This is a genomic window from Cellulosimicrobium sp. NPDC030954 (genome assembly GCF_055571305.1).
This window is the reverse complement of record NZ_JBVIFN010000004.1, coordinates 100276-116336: the sequence shown is the minus strand read 5'-3', so window position 1 is coordinate 116336 and position 16061 is coordinate 100276. Positions and strand designations below refer to the sequence as shown.

Annotated in this window: 14 protein-coding genes; 2 read left to right on the top strand and 12 right to left on the bottom strand. The window is 74.0% G+C overall.

Annotation, left to right across the window (positions count from 1 at the left end; genetic code table 11):
- Nucleotides 1-9 precede the first annotated feature (9 nt).
- Genes aroB through aroC form a run of 3 tightly spaced genes read right to left on the bottom strand, consistent with a single transcriptional unit; the run spans nt 10 to nt 3004 of the window.
- The gene (gene aroB, locus ACZ402_RS10300; RefSeq protein WP_375823588.1) at nt 10-1182 is read right to left on the bottom strand and encodes a 3-dehydroquinate synthase; all 1173 of its coding nucleotides are present in this window, start codon (nt 1180-1182) and stop codon (nt 10-12) included.
- The gene (locus ACZ402_RS10295) at nt 1179-1787 is read right to left on the bottom strand and encodes a shikimate kinase (protein ID WP_375823587.1); all 609 of its coding nucleotides are present in this window, start codon (nt 1785-1787) and stop codon (nt 1179-1181) included. The genes aroB and ACZ402_RS10295 overlap by 4 nt, the downstream gene beginning before the upstream one ends.
- Nucleotides 1787-3004, bottom strand: coding sequence for a chorismate synthase (aroC, locus tag ACZ402_RS10290; RefSeq protein WP_375823586.1), 1218 nt, complete (start codon nt 3002-3004; stop codon nt 1787-1789). The genes ACZ402_RS10295 and aroC overlap by 1 nt, the downstream gene beginning before the upstream one ends.
- A gap of 113 nt (nt 3005-3117) precedes the next feature.
- Here aroC and ACZ402_RS10285 point away from each other — a divergent pair, with 113 nt between their 5' ends.
- Nucleotides 3118-3810, top strand: coding sequence for a prepilin peptidase (locus ACZ402_RS10285; protein WP_375823585.1), 693 nt, complete (start codon nt 3118-3120; stop codon nt 3808-3810).
- Nucleotides 3811-3858: 48 nt separating this feature from the next.
- Here the strand turns inward: ACZ402_RS10285 and ACZ402_RS10280 are convergent, their stop codons facing one another.
- The 9 genes from ACZ402_RS10280 to ACZ402_RS10240 form a co-directional block, all read right to left on the bottom strand.
- On the bottom strand, nt 3859-4737 hold the full coding sequence (locus tag ACZ402_RS10280) for a shikimate dehydrogenase (protein ID WP_375823584.1): 879 nt from the start codon (nt 4735-4737) through the stop codon (nt 3859-3861).
- On the bottom strand, nt 4734-5888 hold the full coding sequence (gene mltG, locus ACZ402_RS10275) for an endolytic transglycosylase MltG (protein WP_375823583.1): 1155 nt from the start codon (nt 5886-5888) through the stop codon (nt 4734-4736). The genes ACZ402_RS10280 and mltG overlap by 4 nt, the downstream gene beginning before the upstream one ends.
- Nucleotides 5885-6421: a Holliday junction resolvase RuvX gene (gene ruvX, locus ACZ402_RS10270; protein ID WP_375823582.1), complete on the bottom strand. Its 537-nt coding sequence runs from the start codon at nt 6419-6421 to the stop codon at nt 5885-5887. Before ruvX ends, mltG begins: the two co-directional genes overlap by 4 nt.
- Entirely contained in the window at nt 6418-9105 is a 2688-nt protein-coding gene (gene alaS / locus ACZ402_RS10265; protein ID WP_375823581.1) for an alanine--tRNA ligase, read from the bottom strand. Before alaS ends, ruvX begins: the two co-directional genes overlap by 4 nt.
- Before the next feature lie 69 nt (nt 9106-9174).
- Nucleotides 9175-9534, bottom strand: coding sequence for a hypothetical protein (locus ACZ402_RS10260; protein ID WP_375823580.1), 360 nt, complete (start codon nt 9532-9534; stop codon nt 9175-9177).
- Entirely contained in the window at nt 9534-9929 is a 396-nt protein-coding gene (locus ACZ402_RS10255; protein WP_087472004.1) for a DUF948 domain-containing protein, read from the bottom strand. Before ACZ402_RS10255 ends, ACZ402_RS10260 begins: the two co-directional genes overlap by 1 nt.
- A gap of 246 nt (nt 9930-10175) precedes the next feature.
- The gene (gene rpsD, locus ACZ402_RS10250; protein ID WP_047234514.1) at nt 10176-10802 is read right to left on the bottom strand and encodes a 30S ribosomal protein S4; all 627 of its coding nucleotides are present in this window, start codon (nt 10800-10802) and stop codon (nt 10176-10178) included.
- A 243-nt stretch (nt 10803-11045) separates the two neighbouring features.
- On the bottom strand, nt 11046-12005 hold the full coding sequence (locus tag ACZ402_RS10245; RefSeq protein ID WP_375823579.1) for a hypothetical protein: 960 nt from the start codon (nt 12003-12005) through the stop codon (nt 11046-11048).
- 191 nt (nt 12006-12196) lie between these two features.
- Nucleotides 12197-13678 carry a replication-associated recombination protein A gene (locus tag ACZ402_RS10240; RefSeq protein WP_375823578.1) on the bottom strand — a complete coding sequence of 494 codons (1482 nt, stop codon included), beginning with the start codon at nt 13676-13678 and terminating at the stop codon, nt 12197-12199.
- A gap of 126 nt (nt 13679-13804) precedes the next feature.
- On the opposite strand from ACZ402_RS10240, the gene ACZ402_RS10235 reads away from it, so the two are divergent.
- Nucleotides 13805-16051, top strand: coding sequence for an MMPL family transporter (locus ACZ402_RS10235; RefSeq protein ID WP_375823577.1), 2247 nt, complete (start codon nt 13805-13807; stop codon nt 16049-16051).
- Nucleotides 16052-16061: the final 10 nt, after the last annotated feature.

Sequence of the window (16061 nt, the reverse complement as noted above, 5' to 3'; positions counted from 1 at the left end):
GACGCGACGTCAGAGCGCGACGGGGCCGCGTCCCACCGGCGCGTCGGCCGCGATCTCGGCGTAGGCCGCGGCGAGGAGCGTCGGGTCCGGGCCCTCGAGCCGCGTGGGCCGCGCCACGTCGTCGAGCACGACGAAGCGCAGGAGGTCGCCGCGCGACTTCTTGTCGCGGCGCATGGCGGACAGGAGCTGCTCCCAGCGGTCGCCGCGGTACGTGAGCGGCAGCCCGAGCGAGCCGAGGATCGCGCGGTGGCGCTCGACGACCGCGTCGTCGAGCTTCCCCGCGAGGCGCGACAGCTCGGCCGCGAAGACCATGCCGACGGAGACGGCGGCGCCGTGGCGCCACTGGTAGCGCTCGGTGAGCTCGACCGCGTGGCCCAGCGTGTGCCCGTAGTTGAGGATCTCGCGCAGGCCGGCCTCCTTGAGGTCCTCCCCCACGACGCGCGCCTTGACCGCGATCGAGCGCTCGACGAGCTCGGCGACGACCGCCCACGTCTCGTCGGTGGTCGGGCGCGTGCCCCACGCGCTCAGCGCGTCGGCGTGCTCCTCGACGAGCTCGAGGATGCGCTCGTCGGCGATGAAGCCCGTCTTGACGACCTCCGCCATGCCGGCGACGAAGTCCCAGCGCCCGAGCGACTCGAGCGCCGCGAGGTCGCACAGCACGCCCGCGGGCGGGTGGAACGACCCGACGAGGTTCTTGCCCTCGGCGGTGTTGATGCCCGTCTTGCCGCCGACCGCCGCGTCGACCATCGCGAGCAGCGTCGTCGGCACGTGCACCACGCGGATGCCGCGCAGCCACGTCGCGGCGACGAACCCGCCGAGGTCGGTCGTCGCGCCCCCGCCGACCGTGACGACCGCGTCCGTGCGCGTGAAGTCCAGCTGCCCCAGCACGCCCCACAGGAACGCCGCGACCTGCGCGGTCTTGGCCTCCTCCGCGTCCGGGACCTCCGCGACGTACGCCTCGTAGCCCGACGCCTTGAGGTCCTCGTGGACCACCTCGGCCGTCGCCGCGAGGGCCGCGGGGTGGACCACGAGCACGCGGCGCACCCGGTCGCCGAGCATGGTGGGCAGCTCGCCGAGCAGGTGCCGTCCCACGACGACGTCGTACGGCTGGTGCCCGTCGACCCGCACGCGCGTCGGCGCGGGGTTCTGGTCGGACTCCGGGGCGGGGGTCGTGTCGCTCACGCGTTCTCCTGTTCGGCCGGGGTGTCGGCGGGGGCGGGCGCCGCGGCACGGTCCGCCGCGTCGCCGCCGCCCGCGAGGTGCGCCCGGATCTCCTGGGCGACCTGCGCGGGCGTGCGCGCGTCGGTGACGACGTGCAGCGTCGCGACGCGCTCGTAGACGGGACGCCGCGCCTCCATGAGGGCGGCCCACCGTGCCCGCGGGTTGCCCAGCAGGAGCGGGCGCGACTGGTTGAGCCCGACGCGCGGCGCCGCGTGCGCGAGGCTCACGTCGAGGAACACCACGGCGCCGCCCGCCGCGACGTACGCCGCGAGGGCGGTCTGCGTGTGCTCGTCGAGGACGGCGCCACCACCCAGGGCGAGCACGCCGTCGTGGGTCGCGAGCGCCGTCGTCACGGCCTCGCGCTCCAGCTCGCGGAAGTGCGGCTCGCCGTGGTCGACGAAGATGTCGGCGACGGGCTTGCCCGCCGTGGTCTCGACGTCGGTGTCGGTGTCGCGCTGCGCGAGGCCCAGCAGGTCCGCGAGGTGGCGCGACACCGTCGACTTGCCGCTGCCGGGCGGGCCGACGAGGACGACGACCGGGCGCGTGCCCGGAGGGACGGGCGTCATCAGCGCTGCAGCTCCGGGATCGCCGCGAGGTACGCCTCGGCGTTGCGGCGGACCTCCGCGACGGAGTCGCCGCCGAACTTCTCGAGCGCCTGCTCGGCGAGCACGAGCGCGACCATGGCCTCGGCGACGACCGCCGCCGGCGGGACGGCGCACACGTCCGAGCGCTGGTGCTGGGCCTTGGCGACCTCGCCCGTGACGACGTCGACCGTCGCGAGCGCGCGCGGCACGGTGGAGATGGGCTTCATCGCGGCGCGCACGCGCACGACCTCGCCGTTCGACATGCCGCCCTCGACGCCGCCCGCGCGGTTGCTCAGGCGGTGGATGCGGCCGTCGGTGCCGCGCTCGATCTCGTCGTGCGCGGCGGAGCCGCGGCGGCGCGCGGTGCGGAAGCCGTCGCCGACCTCGACGCCCTTGATCGCCTGGATGCCCATGAGCACCGCGGCGAGACGGGCGTCGAGGCGCCGGTCGCTCTGCGCGTAGGTGCCGAGCCCGGACGGGACGCCGTAGGCGAGCACCTCGACGACGCCGCCGAGCGTGTCGCCCGCCTTCTGGCACTCGTCGATCTCGGCGACCATCGCCGCGGACGTCGCGGCGTCGAAGCAGCGCACCGGGTCGGCGTCGAGCGCGGCGACGTCGTCGGGCCCGGGCACCGCGGCGTCCTCGGGGACCTCGACGGGGCCGATGCCCACGACGTGCGACACGAGGCGGACGCCGAGCGCCTGCTTGAGGAACTTCGCAGCCGCCGCGCCGAGGGCGACGCGCGTCGCCGTCTCGCGCGCCGACGCGCGCTCCAGCACGGGGCGGGCGTCGTCGAAGCCGTACTTGCGCATGCCCACGAGGTCGGCGTGGCCGGGGCGCGGGCGCGTGAGGGGCCGGTTGCGGGCGATCTCGCGCACGTCGCCCGTCCCGGCGTCGACCTGGAGAGCCTCGGGCGGCACGGGGTCGGCGGACATGACGTCGACCCACTTGGGCCACTCCGAGTTCGCGATCTCGAGCGCGAGCGGGCCGCCCTGGGTCACGCCGTGGCGCAGCCCGCCGAGGACGCGCAGCACGTCCTGCTCGAACTTCTGGCGCGAGCCGCGCCCGTACCCGAGGCGACGACGCGCGAGCGCGGCCTTCACGTCGTCCGTCGTGAGCTCGACGCCCGCGGGCAGCCCGTCGAGGATCCCGACCAGCGCCTCACCGTGCGACTCACCCGATGTCAACCAACGCAGCATGATCGCCATCCTCCCACGTCGGCGCGCACGTCCCGGCGGCCGCCCGCAGTGCGGACCGGAGGGCTGTGGACGACGACGGCGCGCCCCCGCGCGGGCGCGCTACGGTGCCGCGCATGGTCCAGCAGGGGGACGGGACGACGGTCGACGGCACGCGGTCGTGCGGCGACGCTCCGGTGGCGGCTGCGCACGAGGAGGCCGACGCGCGGTCGTGGCTCCGGCGCCGTGGTGCGGCCCTGAGCCGGGAGCTCCGGGTGGCCGGGCCGGCCGGGGGCGTCCTCGCGGTCCTCGCGGCGGCCAGCGCGGCGTGGTGGTCCGCGACCTCCTGGGCGACGCCCGCCCTCGTGCTCGTCGCCGCGGCCGGCACGCTCGCGGCCGTCGTCGACGCGCGCACGCACCGGCTGCCCGACGTCGTCCTCCTGCCGACGTGGCTCGGGTCGGTCCTGCTCCTCGCCGTCGCCGCGCTCGGGACCGGGGACGGCGCCGCCCTCGTGCGCGCGCTTCTCGGGGGCGCCCTGGGCTTCGGCGCCTACGCCGCGCTCCGGATCGCGTACCCGCCGGGTCTCGGCTTCGGCGACGTGAAGCTCGCGGGGATGCTCGGCACGCCGCTCGCCTGGATCGGCTGGGGCGAGCTGGTCACCGGGCTCGTCCTGCCGTTCCTGCTCGGGGGCGCGTGGGCGCTCGGGCTGGTCGTCCTGCGACGAGCCCGTCGGGACACCGCCGTCCCGTTCGGGCCCTTCATGGTCGCCGGCGCGGGCCTCGCCGCCGTGCTCGGTGGCGCGATGGCCGGGGCGTACGCGCTCGCGTGAGCGGTGCCTCATGCCGGGCCGGCGGGCCCTGCGACGCGGGGACGCGCGTCAGGCCGGGACGCTCAGCGCGGACGTGAGCGCCCGATCCATGGCCTCCAGCGGCGCCACCCTGCCCGTCATGAGCCGCACCTGCTCGGCCGCCTGGTGCAGGAGCATGCGCTCGCCGCCGACCACGGTGCCTCCCGCCGCGGCCCAGGCCGCCGAGAGCGCCGTGGGCCGGGGGTCGTAGACGACGTCGAGCAGCACGCCTGCGACCGGCGCGGCCGCCTGTGCCAGCGCCTCGGCCACCGGGTCGGCCGCGCGCGACGGCAGGGTCGCCACGACCGCGTCGGCCTGCGCGAGTCGGGCGACGAGCGCGGGCGACGACGGGTCGAGGATCTCGAAGCGCGGCTCGACGCCCATGCGGTGCGCCGCGCGCTGGAGCGTGCCGGTGCGCCCGAGCGCGCGCACCATGACCGTCGGCGTGGTGCAGCCGAGCTCGGCGAGGGCGGCGAGCGTGGACGCGGCGGTCGCGCCCGCGCCGAGCACGACGGCGGTCCGCGCGTCCCGCTCCCCCAGCCCCTCGCGGAGCGCGGCGACGAGCCCGTGCACGTCGGTGTTCGTCCCGACGAACGTCGGGCGCCGCCCGCCGGTGGGCTGCACGACGAGCGTGTTCACCGCGCCGACGACGTTCGCGAGCGGGTCGACGTGGTCGAGCAGCGGGATCACGGCGTGCTTGAGCGGCATGGTCAGACTCAGGCCCGCCCACGACGCGTCGAGCCCGTTGACCAGCGCCGAGAGCTGCTCCTCGGTCGTGTCGATCGCCTCGTACGACCAGCCGTCCAGGCCGAGCGCCTCGTACGCGGTCCGGTGCAGCACCGGCGACAGCGAGTGGGCGACGGGGTGGCCGAGGACGGCCGCCCGTCGCGGAGCGCGCGCGGCGCTCACCCGCCGTTCTCCGCGAGCCACTGCCGGTACTCCTGCTTGAACTGCTCGAACTCGGCGTACGTGTCGGTGAACTTCGTCTCGCCCGTGTCCAGGTTGACGGTCACGTACCAGAGCCACGGGCCGTCGGGCGCGTTCATGACCGCCTGCACGCTCTCGCGGCTGGGGCTCCCGATCGGGGTCGGCGGCAGGCCCTGGTGCACGCGCGACGCGTAGGGCAGGTCGGGGTTCTGGAACTCCTCGGTCGTGATCTCGTTCTGAGGCTTTCCGAGCCCGTAGACGTCGATCGCGTCCATGCCGAGGGGCATGCCGTCCGCGATGCGGTTGTAGATCACCCGCGCGACCATCCCGCGCTGCTCGGCGTTCTTGCCCTCCCACTCGACGATCGACGCCATCGTGAGCACCTCCTGGAAGCGCTCCGGCGGGACGCCGAGGTCGGCGAGCTCGCTCAGGGTCTGGCTGACCATGCCCTGGATGATGCCCGTCGCGTTGACGTCGCCCGGCTCGAGGACGTACGTCGTCGGGTAGAGCCAGCCCTCGTAGTTGCCGTTCGCCTCCGCTGGCAGGCCCATGGCGGCGGTGTCGGCCATCGCGGCCTCGAAGTCGGCGACGGGGATGTCCGTCACGGAGGACGCCTTCTCGAGGATCTGCTTGACCGTGTAGCCCTCGGGGATCGTGATCTTGGTCTCGACCCGCGAGTCGTTCGCCACGAGGCGCGCGACGGCGTCCTTGGCCGGCATGCCGAGGAGCAGCGTGTGGGTTCCCGGCTGGATCTTCCCCGCGTTCGGGTTCTCCTCGAACGCCTTCGCGAACGCCGCCGAGCTGGCGACGACGCCGGCCTCGGTCAGGACCGCACCCATGTCGCGGCCGGTCGAGCCGGGCTCGATGACGACGTCGACGGGGTCCGTGCCCGGGCCCTCGAAGTCCTTGGCCTCGAGCGGGTTCGCGAACCCGAAGAGGTCGGAGGCGTTGTCGAGCAGCAGGTACCCCGCGCCGCCCACCACGAGGAGGGAGACGAGCAGGACGACGAGCGCGCGGCGACGCCGGCGCTGGCGTCGCTTCTTCGCCGCCCGGCGGGCGCGCTGCTCCGAGCGCGACGAGCGCGCGGGCTGCTGCTCGCCCTGGACGGCGGGCCGTTCGAACAGGTCGGTCACGGTCGGTGGTCTCCTGTCGGGTCTACAGGTTCTCCGGCGCGCGCCCCCGCGCCCCGCTCGGCCTCGAGAGCGGATTGCAGAATGATAACGGCGGCCGCCTGGTCGACGACGCTCCGGTGCTTGCGACCGGCGCGCCCCGATGCGTGCAGCGCCTGGTGCGCGCTGACGGTCGTCATCCGCTCGTCGACGAGGTGCACCGGCACCGGCGCGACGACGCGTGCCACCAGTCCAGCGTACGCCCGCGCCCCCTGGGCGGCGGCACCCTCTCCCCCGGAGAGGTGGCGCGGGAGGCCGACGTAGACCACCCGGGCGCCGCGCTCGTCGACCTCGGCCGCGATCCGCGCGACGTCCGTCGGGACCGCGGCTCCGGCCTTCGTGTCACGCGCGAGGGTCTCGACCGGGGTCGCGACGAGCCCGTCGGGGTCGCTCGCCGCGAGTCCGACGCGCACGCTGCCCACGTCGACGCCCAGGCGCGCCCCGCGCGGGACGGGGGCGCGCCCGTCGTCGGCGGGCAGCGGGGGGACGGCCGTCACGCGGCCGCCGCAGCGCCGTCGCGCACGCCCTGCAGGGCGGCGGGCAGCGCCGAGACGTCCGTGCCGCCGCCCTGGGCCATGTCGTCCTTGCCGCCGCCACCACCACCCAGGGTCTGGGCGGCCGCCTTGGCGAGCACGCCGGCGCGCAGGCCCGTCGCACGGGCCGACGCGTTGGTCACGACGACCACCTGCGGGCGGTCCTTCGCGACGCCCCCGACCGCCACGACGGCGGGCTCCGACTCGCCGAGGCGACCGCGCACGTCGAGCGCCAGCGCACGGAGGTCGTCCGCGGAGGCGACCTCGCCGGCGTCGTGCGCGACGACGCGCGTGCCGCCCGCGAGCTCCGCACCGGCGGCGAGCGTGCCCGCCACCGCGAGGAGCTGGGACTGCCGGAGCTGCGCGAGCTCCTTCTCCGCGTCCCGCAGACGCGACACGAGCGCGCCCACGCGGTCCGGGAGCTCCTCGGTCCGCACGTTGAGCAGCCCGGTGAGCTGGCCGACGAGCGCGTGCTCCTTGGCCTGGAACCCGTAGGCGCCGTCGCCGACCAGGGCGTCGACGCGACGCACGCCCGAGCCGATGGACGACTCGCCGAGCAGCGTGACGAGGCCGAGCTGGCCCGTCTGGCGCACGTGCGTGCCCGCGCACAGCTCGCGCGACCAGTCACCGCCGATCGACACCACGCGCACGACGTCGCCGTACTTCTCGCCGAACAGCGCCATGGCACCCAGGGCGCGCGCCTCGGTGATCGGCATGAGCTGGTCCGTGACCTCGAGGTTCTCCTGGAGCTGGGTGTTGACCCGCTCCTCGATCTCCGACAGCGCGCCCGCGGGCACGGCCGACGAGCGGCGGAAGTCGAAGCGGATGCGGCTCGGCGCGTTCTCCGAGCCGGCCTGGGTCGACTCCTTGCCGAGCGACTCCTGGAGCGCCTTGTGGATCATGTGCGTCGCCGAGTGTGCGCGGCTGATCGCCTTGCGGCGGTCGCGGTCGATCGTCGCGGTGCCGGGGTCGCCGAGCGCCGCCGTCCCCTCGACGAGGCGGCCACGGTGCACCGACAGGCCCTTGATCGGGCGCTGCACGTCGTCCACCTCGATGGTCGCGCCGCCGTCGAGCACGATCGTCCCGTGGTCGGCGAGCTGGCCGCCGGCCTCGGCGTAGAACGGGGTGCGGTCGAGCACGACCTCGACGTCCGCGGGCGCGGTCGCGGCGGGCGCGGGCACGCCGTCGACGAGCAGGCCCGCGACGCGCACCGACGCGGAGGACTCGGTGTACCCGAGGAACTCGACGGGGGCGGAGAGCTCGCCCGCGAGCGACTCGTAGGCGGCCGTGTCGACCCCGCCCGAACGCTTGGCGAGCGCGTCGGCGCGGGCGCGCTGGCGCTGCTCGGTCATGAGGGCGCGGAACGCCTTCTCGTCGACCTGGACGCCCTGCTCGGCGGCCATCTCGAGCGTGAGGTCGATCGGGAAGCCGTACGTGTCGTGCAGGGCGAACGCCTGGTCGCCGCCGAGCAGCGGCACCCCGCCCGTCCCCGCGGCGGCCTTGGCCTTGGTGACGGCCGTGTCGAGGATCGTCGTCCCCGAGGTGAGGGTGCGACGGAACGCGTCCTCCTCCGTGTACGCGACGTTCGAGATGCGCTCGAAGTCGGTCGCGACCTCCGGGTACGACGGCGCCATCGCGTCGCGGCTGACGGGGAGCAGCGCGGGCATCGCGCGGTCCTCGACGCCGAGCAGGCGCATCGCGCGCACGGAGCGGCGCAGCAGGCGGCGCAGGACGTAGCCGCGGCCCTCGTTCGAGGGGCGCACGCCGTCGTTCATGATCATGAGCGCCGAACGGACGTGGTCGGCCACGACGCGCATGCGCACGTCGTCCTCCTGGTTCGCGCCGTAGCGCCGGCCCGAGAGCGCCTCGGCGGCCGCGATGACGGGGAACACCTCGTCGATCTCGTAGAGGTTGTCCTTGCCCTGGAGCAGGTAGGCGACGCGCTCCAGGCCCATGCCCGTGTCGATGTTCTTGCGCGCGAGCTCCGAGACGATCCGGAACTCCTCCTTCGACTTCACGTCGTCGATCGCGTACTGCATGAACACGAGGTTCCAGATCTCGAGGTAGCGGTCCTCGTCGACGACGGGGCCACCCTCCTGGCCGAACTCCGGGCCGCGGTCGATGTAGATCTCCGAGCACGGGCCGGCGGGACCGGGCTGGCCCGTGGACCAGTAGTTGTCCTTCTTGCCGCGCGCCTGGATGCGCTCGTCGGGCAGGCCGGCGATGCGCTTCCAGAGCTGCCGTGCCTCGTCGTCGTCGTGGTAGACGGTCACCCAGACGGTCTCCGGGTCGAACCCGTACTTGCCCTCCTCGCGCGAACCCGTGACGAGGTCCCACGCGTAGGTGATCGCGCCTTCCTTGAAGTAGTCCCCGAAGGAGAAGTTGCCGTTCATCTGGAAGAACGTGCCGTGACGGGTCGTCTTGCCGACCTCGTCGATGTCGAGCGTGCGCACGCACTTCTGGACGCTCGTCGCACGGTCCCAGGGCGGGGTCTGCTCGCCCGTCATGTACGGGATGAACGGGACCATGCCCGCGATGGTGAACAGCGTGGACGGGTCCGGGGAGACGAGCGACGCCGAGGGCACGACGGTGTGGTCGCGGTCGGCGAAGTAGTCGAGCCAGCGCTTGCGGATCTCGGCGGTGCGCATGATGTCCTTCGGGTGCGGTCGGTGGTCGTGCGGGGTGCTTGCTGTGGTCGCGGCGCCAGGCCGCGCGTCCTAGAACGAGTAGCCGAGGAGGTCCTCGACGTCGTCGGTGTCGTCGAAGGGGCTGGGGTCTCCCGCGGCCGGGCGCGTGTGGCGGCCGGCCGCGCGGCGCGCTCGGACGACGTCGGGGTCCTCCTGGCCCTCCGCGAGGAGCGCAGCCATGAGCTCCTGCTCGCGCGCGTCGCGCGCGAGCGTGAACTCCGCGCGGAAGTCGCGGGCGATCCCGACGACCTTCTCGCCCAGCCCGTTGACCTGCTCCGTCGCCTGGTCCACGAGCGACGCCGGCGCGTAGCGCGCGAGGATCTTCTTGCCGCGGACGACGACCACGACCGTGATCGCGACCCCGACGCCGACCCAGAAGACGCGGCGCATCAGCGCGACCCCTCGGCACGTCCGGCGCCGTCCGACGAACGGCGCCGACCGAACGAGCGGGCGGCCGCCTGGCGCACGCCGTAGGTGAACGCGGCGACCTTCACCAGCGGGGCGCCGAACGTCGCGGCGTACAGTCCCGTGAGGGCGGAGACGTTCTCGCTCACCTGGGCGGCCGACGTCGTGATCGTGTCGACCTTGACGAGCTGGCTGTTGGTCGTTGCGACCGTCGTCGCGGCCTCGTCGAGGATCGGGACGGAGTGGTCCGTGACCTCCTTGATGCTCGCGCGCGCCTCGTCGAGCACGCGACCGAGCTTGAGGAGCGGCACCGCGAGCAGGCCGACGAGCAGCACGAACGCGATGGCTGCGATGAGGCCGGCCACGTCTCCCAGGGACATTCTTCCTCCAGTGCCAGTCACGGTGCCTTGTGCGCGGACGTCGCGCGGGACGGTCCACGGCGCCGCGGGAGTCCTCACGGACGTGCCCACGACTTCGCGAAACACTACCCGCACCAGGGCGGGGACCGCCGTCGGGCACGGCACGACGGCCCCGACGGTCTCACCACGAGGGCCGGCGGGACCGGCCCGGACGCACGAACGCCTCGCTCGCCGACGAAGCGGTGAGCGAGGCGTCCGGAGCGAGGGTCAGCGAGCGTAGTACTCGACGACGAGCTGGACCTCGCACTGCACGGGGACCTCGGCGCGCTTCGGGCGACGCGTGAGGATCGCGCTCAGCTTCTCGAGCTGGACGTCCAGGTAGCCCGGGACGGCCGGGAGGACGTCGCGGTGCGCGCCTGCGGCCGCGACCTGGAACGGCGTCGTCGCCTGGCTCTTCGGCTTGACCTGGAGGGTCTGGCCGGGCTTCACGCGGAACGACGGGCGGTCCACGATCTTGCCGTCGACGAGGATGTGGCGGTGCGTGACCGCCTGGCGCGCCTGCAGGATGGTGCGGGCGAAGCCGGCGCGCAGCACGAGCGCGTCGAGGCGGGTCTCGAGGTTCTCGACGAGCGCCTCACCGGTCAGACCCTTGTCCTTGCGGGCCTCCTCGTACGCACGCGCGAGCTGCTTCTCGCGGAGCATGTACTGGGCGCGCAGACGCTGCTTCTCGCGGAGACGGACCGCGTAGTCCGACTCGGTGCGGCGGCGGGCGCGGCCGTGCTCACCCGGGGGGTACGGGCGCTTCTCGAAGTGCTTGACGGCCTTCGGGGTGAGGGCGATGCCCAGGGCGCGGCTCAGGCGGACCTGGCGGCGCGAGCGCTTGACAGACGTCACAGCGGTATCTCATTCCTGTCGTGTGGGTACTGACGTCACACCTGGTCCCGAGAGATCGGGTCCGGGTGCGGGACCAGCCGATGGACCACGCATCTCTCCGAGGGAGAGGGCGGGTCGGGGCCGAGGTCCCAGGTGGTCGCCGTGAAGGCAACCTGAGAAGTCTACCGCACCCGCGAGATAGCGATCCCCCGCCGAGATAGCGACGCTCGACCATCATTCTGGCCCTGGTCGTGCCGGGCGTCGCTATCTCGCGGAGGCCCGTCCTCGGGCAGTGAGGACGCGCGCGATGAGCCGGTCCGGGTCGTCGAGGTCCTCCCAGGAGACCCGGAGGAGGATCCAGCCCGCCTCGACCAGCGCGTCGTGGCGCCGTTTCTCCTCGTACAGAGCGCTCTCGACCTCGTCGGGCGCGCCCCGATACTTGAGACGTCCGTCGAACTCGAGCCCGACCTTGAGATCCTGCCAACCGAGGTCGACCCACCGCTGACCCACCCACGTCGAGACCGCGATCGCGGCCGACAACGGAGGCAGTCCCGCTTCACCCAGAACCCAGCGTAGGCGGGACTCCCCCGGAGACTCCACGGCGCCGTCGGCGATCGCCAGCACCCTGCGCGCCGAGCGCACACCCCTCTTGCCCACCGACTCCGCGAGGATCCGCCGGACGAGCGAGCGGTCGATCCCGATGCGCGACGCCGAGTCCGCGACGACCACGGCCTGCTCGCCCGGCAGGGTGAGCGCGCAGTCGACGACCGTGCGCTCGAGCGTCGTCACGGGCACACCGGCGAGTGTCGTGCGGTCACGCGTGGGCAGCACCGTCCAGTGACGACGCACGGGCCCGGCCGACGCCCGGACGTCGGGCGGCCGCAGCTGAGTGATCTCCGCCTCGGGTCGGAGCCCGTACGTCCAGCAACCCCACAGCAGCGCGGCGCTCGTGTGACTCACCCACAGGTCGGTGGTGAGCGACTCGAGCACGGCGGCAAGATGGGTGAGGTGCTGTCGTTCACGCTCGAGCGCCACGCTCGCAGGGCCCTCTGCGTGCGGAGCGGACGCGACGTACACCCCGCGACGCAGGCGGAGGAGCTCTCCGCGCCGCCGCGCCGCACGGATCTCGTCCTCGCGCTCGGGCGTCGAGCGCACGACGGCGGGAAGGCTGCGCGGGCGCGGGATCGGGCTCCCTGGACGGGACGGTGGACGTGTCGTCGGCATGGCAGCCATCTCAGCGCTGACGGCCGAGCGACGGCACCCCGCACTGCCGCCACCTGTGGACGACGACCCGTGGGGACGCTCCTGTGGTCGACCGACAACGGTCGTCGGGCAACCGCGCAGCGCGAGATAGCGATCCCCGACCTCATGCCGCCTCGGACAAGGTCGGTGGTCGCTATCTGGGCCGGGAATCGCTATCTCGCGGTCCGGGCGGGGTCAGCATCGTCACGAGCCAGGATCTCGCGGATGCGGCCGAGCCGGTCCGTGACCTGGCGCTCGTAGCCGCGGTCGGTCGGCGTGTAGTACCGGGATCCGACAAGGGTGTCGGGCAGGTACTGCTGCGGCGCGACGCCGTGGGGCGCGTCGTGCGCGTACCGGTACCCGGTGCCGTGGCCGAGCTGCTTGGCACCCGGGTAGTGCGCGTCGCGCAGGTGCGACGGGACGGACCCGGCCCTCCCGGCACGGACGTCCGCGAGCGCCGCGTCGATGCCGAGGTAGGCGGCGTTGGACTTGGGCGCGGTCGCGAGGTGCACCACGGCCTCCGCGAGGACGATCCGTCCCTCGGGCATGCCGATGAGCTGGACGGCCTGGGCCGCGGCGACGGCGGTCTGGAGCGCGGACGGGTCGGCCATGCCGACGTCCTCCGCGGCGGCGATGACGATGCGCCGGGCGATGAAGCGCGGGTCCTCCCCCGCCGCGATCATGCGGGCGAGGTAGTGCAGCGAAGCGTCGACGTCGGAGCCGCGCATCGACTTGATGAACGCGGAGACGACGTCGTAGTGCTGGTCGCCGTCGCGGTCGTAGCGCACGGCCGCGACGTCCACGGCGCGCTCGACGGCGTCGAGGTCCACCCTCACCGGCGAGCCGTCCGCCGGGCCGGGCTCGCCGTCCTCGTCGGTCGTCGCGTCCTCGGAGGCCGCCACGGGGGCGGGGACCGGGGCGTCGGAGAGCGCGGCGCCGGCCGCCGCCTCGAGCACGGTGAGCGCCTTGCGCGCGTCGCCGCCCGCGAGGCGCACGAGGTGGTCCTCTGCCTCGTCGGTGAGCGCGACGAGGCCGCCCAGCCCCCGGTCGTCGGCGACGGCGCGGCGCACGAGGGCGCGGACGTCGTCGTCCCCGAGGGGCTGGAGCGTGAGCAGGAGCGAGCGGGAGAGCAGAGGCGAGTTCACGGAGAAGCTCGGGTTCTCGGTGGTCGCCGCGACGAGCGTGACCCAGCGGTTCTCGACGCTCGGCAGGAGGGCGTCCTGCTGGGACTTGGAGAAGCGGTGCACCTCGTCGATGAACAGGACGGTCTCCTCGCCGCCGGTCGCGAGGCGGCGGCGGGCGTCCTCGACGACGGTGCGCACGTCCTTCACGCCCGCGGTGACGGCGGAGAGCTCGACGAAGCGGCGACCGGACGCGGTCGCGATGAGGTAGGCGAGCGTCGTCTTGCCCGTGCCGGGCGGGCCCCAGAGGATGACGGAGCCGGGCGCGGCCCGGCCGCCGGACGCGTCCGACTCGATGAGGCGCCGCAGGGGCGAGCCGGGGACGAGCAGGTGCGCCTGGCCCGCGACCTCGTCGAGGGCGGCGGGACGCATGCGCACGGCGAGCGGGGCCCCCGGTCCGGGTCGCGGCGTGCCCTGCGCGCCGGAGGTGGCGGCGCCGAAGAGGTCGCCGCCGAACAGATCACCGGTGGACATGCCCCGAGCCTACGCACCGCCGCCCACGCGCCCGGACGCCGCCGGCGTGGGGAGGTCGGGTGAACGTCGTCCACGGCGCCGCGAGGGATCTGACACGCGGCGCGGACGGATGGGATGCTGGCGCTCGTGTTCTCGAGCCTCGGTCGTCGTGTCGCCCGCCATCCCCGCCTCACGGTCGTCGTGTGGGTCGTCCTCACCGGGCTCGGGTTCGCTCTCGCGCTGTTCGGCGTGCACGGGGAGAGCGTGTTCGACCGGGTGACCACGGGGGCGCCCTCCATCCCCGGCTCGGACAGCGAGCGCGCGACCGAGATCCTCGCCGAGAACGACGAGGGCGGTCCGGAGATCACGCTGCTGGTGAGCGAGGTCGACCCGGGGGACGCGCAGGTCGTGGAGGCGATGACCGAGGTGAACGCGGACCTCGTGGCGGTCGAGGGCGTGGACACGGTCATCAATCCGTACGTGATCCCCGGCGGGGTCGAGGACCCGGCAGCCCAGTCGCTGGTCGCGAACGACGGGGACGGGTTCCTCACCGTGGTGACGCTGCGCACCGACATCGGCGCGGAGCGGACGGACGCCGTGGCCGAGCGCGTCGTCGAGCAGCTCGAGGCGGTGCCTGGCGTCCTCGCGGAGGCGGCTCCGGACGCGGCCGGGGACGCGACGGGCCTCGTGGGCTCGAACGCGCTCATCGTCGACGCCATCACGGGGCAGGTCGAGGAGGACCTGACGACGGGCGAGAAGGTCGCGCTGCCGGTCGCGCTGCTCATCATGGTGCTCGTCTTCGGCGGTTTCCTCGCCGCCGCGATGCCGATGGCGGGGGCCGTCGCGTCCATCGGGACGGGCCTGGGCGTGCTGCTCGGCCTCACGTACGTGCTCGACGTCGACGCGTCCGTGGTCAACGTCGTCACCCTGCTCGGACTCGGGCTCTCGATCGACTACGGGCTGCTCGTCGTCTCTCGGTTCCGGGAGGAGCTGCACCGGCTGGTCGCCGCCGGCGACGACCCGTCCCTGCGCCGACGTCGCGGGGACGGCGTGGTCCACGCGGCGCTGATCCGGACGATGGAGACGGCGGGCCGCACGGTCGCGTTCTCGGCGCTCACGGTCGCGATCTCGATCGCCGGGCTCATGGTGTTCCGCCCGGACATCCTGCGGTCGGTCGGCGCGGGCGGCCTCGGCGTCGTCCTCGTCGCGGTGGCGACGGCGCTCACGCTCGTCCCCGCGCTCCTCGCGTTCTCCGGCCGCCGCCTCGCGAAGCCGGGGATCCTCGGCCGGATCCCCGGCCTGCGCCGCGTGCTCGCCCGGACCGCGGACGTGCAGTCCGACGAGGGCGCGTTCTCCCGTCTCGCCGCGCGCGTGCAGCGCCACCCGGTGTGGGTGCTGCTGACGACGGTCGTCGTGCTCGTCGTCCTCGCGCTGCCCGTGCTCGGCCTGCACATGCGCAACTCGGGCATCGAGCTGCTGCCCCAGGGGTCCCCGCAGCGGGAGTTCGTCGACGAGCTCGCCGCGCAGTACCCGTCGAGCGAGAGCGCCCAGGTCGTGGCCGTGGTCGACGCGAGCGTCGAGGACGCCCAGGCGTGGGCCGACGAGGTCGCGGGGCTCGACGGCGTCGCGAGCGTCGACCCGGCAGCCCCGCTCGGCGACTACGCCGTCGTGGGCGTGCACGTCGACGCGGACGACGCCGGCGGCCCCGAGGCGGTGTCGGTCGTGCGGGAGGTCCGTGCCACCGACCCGGGGTTCGAGGTGTGGGTCACCGGGCAGGCCGCCGGGCAGGTCGACTTCCTCGACGCGCTCGGCGAGCGCGTGTGGTGGGCCGTCGGGATCGTCGTGGGCGCGACGCTCGTGCTGCTGTTCCTCATGACGGGATCCGTCGTCGTGCCGGTCAAGGCGCTGCTCACGAACGCGCTGTCGCTCGCCGCGTCGCTCGGCGTGCTCGTCTGGGTGTTCCAGGACGGGCACCTGGAGGGCCTGCTCGACTTCTCCTCGGTCGGCGGGATCGAGACCTACGTGGTCGCGCTGGTCGTCGCGTTCGCGTTCGGCCTCGCGATGGACTACGAGGTGTTCCTGCTCGCGCGCGTCAAGGAGCTCTACGACGCGGGCCACCCCAACGACGAGGCGGTGCGCCTCGGGCTCCAGCGCTCCGGGCGGATCATCACGTCCGCGGCGGCGATCATCATCGTCGTCTTCGCGGGCTTCGTCTTCGGCGACCTCCTCGTCATCAAGGAGGTCGGGTTCGCGCTCGCCGTCGCGGTGCTCATCGACGCGACGATCGTCCGCCTCCTCCTCGTGCCCGCGACGATGACGCTGCTCGGCCGGTTCAACTGGTGGGCGCCACGCCCCCTGCGCTGGGTGCACCGCAGGCTCGCGATCACGCACTGAGCGTCCGCGC

Coding starts and splice junctions, on each gene's coding strand:
- ACZ402_RS10285 (WP_375823585.1), top strand. CDS start 3,118: ATGGTCCAGCAGGGGGACGGGACGACGGTCGACGGCACGCGGTCGTGC.
- ACZ402_RS10255 (WP_087472004.1), bottom strand. CDS start 9,929: ATGTCCCTGGGAGACGTGGCCGGCCTCATCGCAGCCATCGCGTTCGTG.
- aroC (WP_375823586.1), bottom strand. CDS start 3,004: ATGCTGCGTTGGTTGACATCGGGTGAGTCGCACGGTGAGGCGCTGGTC.
- ACZ402_RS10295 (WP_375823587.1), bottom strand. CDS start 1,787: ATGACGCCCGTCCCTCCGGGCACGCGCCCGGTCGTCGTCCTCGTCGGC.
- alaS (WP_375823581.1), bottom strand. CDS start 9,105: ATGCGCACCGCCGAGATCCGCAAGCGCTGGCTCGACTACTTCGCCGAC.
- ACZ402_RS10240 (WP_375823578.1), bottom strand. CDS start 13,678: ATGTCCACCGGTGATCTGTTCGGCGGCGACCTCTTCGGCGCCGCCACC.
- ACZ402_RS10260 (WP_375823580.1), bottom strand. CDS start 9,534: ATGCGCCGCGTCTTCTGGGTCGGCGTCGGGGTCGCGATCACGGTCGTG.
- ACZ402_RS10245 (WP_375823579.1), bottom strand. CDS start 12,005: ATGCCGACGACACGTCCACCGTCCCGTCCAGGGAGCCCGATCCCGCGC.